Here is a 2513-nt window from a genome sequence, read left to right on the forward strand (position 1 = left end):
ACCAGCTGGTCTCGCTGGGCCCTTCAGGAGGCTCTAGGCCTCAGGGATGTCTCATCTTGAAGGGGGCTTCCCGCTTAGATGCTTTCAGCGGTTATCCCGTCCGACCATAGCTACCCGGCAATGCCACTGGCGTGACAACCGGAACACCAGAGGGTCGTCCACTCCGGTCCTCTCGTACTAGGAGCAGCCCTTCTCAAACATCCAACGCCCACGGCAGATAGGGACCGAACTGTCTCACGACGTTCTAAACCCAGCTCGCGTACCACTTTAAATGGCGAACAGCCATACCCTTGGGACCGACTTCAGCCCCAGGATGTGATGAGCCGACATCGAGGTGCCAAACACCGCCGTCGATGTGAACTCTTGGGCGGTATCAGCCTGTTATCCCCGGAGTACCTTTTATCCGTTGAGCGATGGCCCTTCCATACAGAACCACCGGATCACTAGAACCTGCTTTCGCACCTGCTCGACGTGTCTGTCTCGCAGTCAAGCACCCTTATGCTCTTGCACTCAATGCACGATGTCCGACCGTGCTGAGGGTACCTTCGTGCTCCTCCGTTACTCTTTAGGAGGAGACCGCCCCAGTCAAACTACCCACCACACACTGTCCTCGATCCGGATAACGGACCTGAGTGAGAACGCCAATGATGCCAGGCTGGTATTTCAAGGTTGGCTCCCTTCGAACTGGCGTCCAAAGTTCAAAGCCTCCCAGCTATCCTACACAGGCAACATCAGCGTCCAGTGTGAAGCTATAGTAAAGGTTCACGGGGTCTTTCCGTCTAGCCGCGGGTACACCGCATCTTCACGGCGATTTCAATTTCACTGAGTCTCGGGTGGAGACAGCGTGGCCATCATTACGCCATTCGTGCAGGTCGGAACTTACCCGACAAGGAATTTCGCTACCTTAGGACCGTTATAGTTACGGCCGCCGTTTACCGGGGCTTCAATCAAGAGCTTCGCCTTGCGGCTAACACCATCATTTAACCTTCCGGCACCGGGCAGGCGTCACACCCTATACGTCCGCTTGCGCGTTAGCAGAGTGCTGTGTTTTTAATAAACAGTTGCAGCCACCTGGTATCTTCGACCGGTTCGGGCTTAGAGAGCAAGTCTCATCACCCTACGCCGGCGTGCCTTCTCCCGAAGTTACGGCACCATTTTGCCTAGTTCCTTCACCCGAGTTCTCTCAAGCGCCTTGGGATTCTCTCCCTGACCACCTGTGTCGGTTTGGGGTACGGTCGCACATGATCTGAAGCTTAGAGGCTTTTCCTGGAAGCGTGGCATCAGTGACTTCCTGACCGTGGTCAGTTCGTTTCGTGTCTCGGCCTTAAAGCATCCCGGATTTACCTAAGACGCCAGCCTACTCACTTTCACCAGGACAACCAACGCCTGGCTCACCTAGCCTTCTTCGTCCCCCCATCGCAACCATGTCCGGTACGGGAATATTGACCCGTTTCCCATCGACTACGCCTTTCGGCCTCGCCTTAGGGGCCGACTCACTCTGCTCCGATTAGCGTCGAACAGAAACCCTTGGTCTTCCGGCGAGGGAGTTTTTCACTCCCTTTATCGTTACTCATGTCAGCATTCGCACTCGTGATACCTCCAGCAGACTTCTCAATCCACCTTCATTGGCGTACACGACGCTCCTCTACCGCTCATCCTAAAAGGATGAACCCGTAGCTTCGGTACCTGGTTTAGCCCCGTTACATCTTCCGCGCAGGCCGACTCGACTAGTGAGCTATTACGCTTTCTTTAAAGGATGGCTGCTTCTAAGCCAACCTCCTAGCTGTCTGAGCCTTCCCACATCGTTTCCCACTTAACCAGGATTTCGGGACCTTAGCTGACGGTCTGGGTTGTTTCCCTTTTCACGACGGACGTTAGCACCCGCCGTGTGTCTCCCACGCGTTACTCACCGGTATTCGGAGTTTGCCTCGGGTTGGTAAGTCGGGATGACCCCCTAGCCGAAACAGTGCTCTACCCCCGGCGGTACTACATGAGGCGCTACCTAAATAGCTTTCGAGGAGAACCAGCTATCTCCGAGCTTGATTAGCCTTTCACTCCGATCCACAAGTCATCCAAATCTTTTTCAACAGATCCTGGTTCGGGCCTCCAGTTGATGTTACTCAACCTTCACCCTGCTCATGGATAGATCGCTCGGTTTCGGGTCTATATCCAGCGACTGTGTCGCCCAGTTAAGACTCGGTTTCCCTACGGCTCCCCTATACGGTTAACCTCGCCACTGAATATAAGTCGCTGACCCATTATACAAAAGGTACGCAGTCACAGAACAAGTCTGCTCCTACTGCTTGTACGCACACGGTTTCAGGATCTATTTCACTCCCCTCTCCGGGGTTCTTTTCGCCTTTCCCTCACGGTACTGGTTCACTATCGGTCAGCCAGGAGTATTTAGCCTTGGAGGATGGTCCCCCCGTCTTCAGTCAAGGTTTCTCGTGCCCCGACCTACTCGATTTCACATGATCAGATTTTCGACTACGGGGCTATCACCCGCTACGGCC

General features: G+C 54.4%; 1 rRNA gene. It reads right to left on the reverse strand.

Annotated features, from left to right (window positions below):
* A 23S ribosomal RNA gene (locus CXF87_RS11815) occupies positions 1–2513 on the reverse strand; the annotation flags it as partial.

This window comes from Halomonas sp. MES3-P3E (genome assembly GCF_002836035.1).
GTDB classification, from domain to species: Bacteria; Pseudomonadota; Gammaproteobacteria; order Pseudomonadales; family Halomonadaceae; genus Vreelandella; species Vreelandella arctica.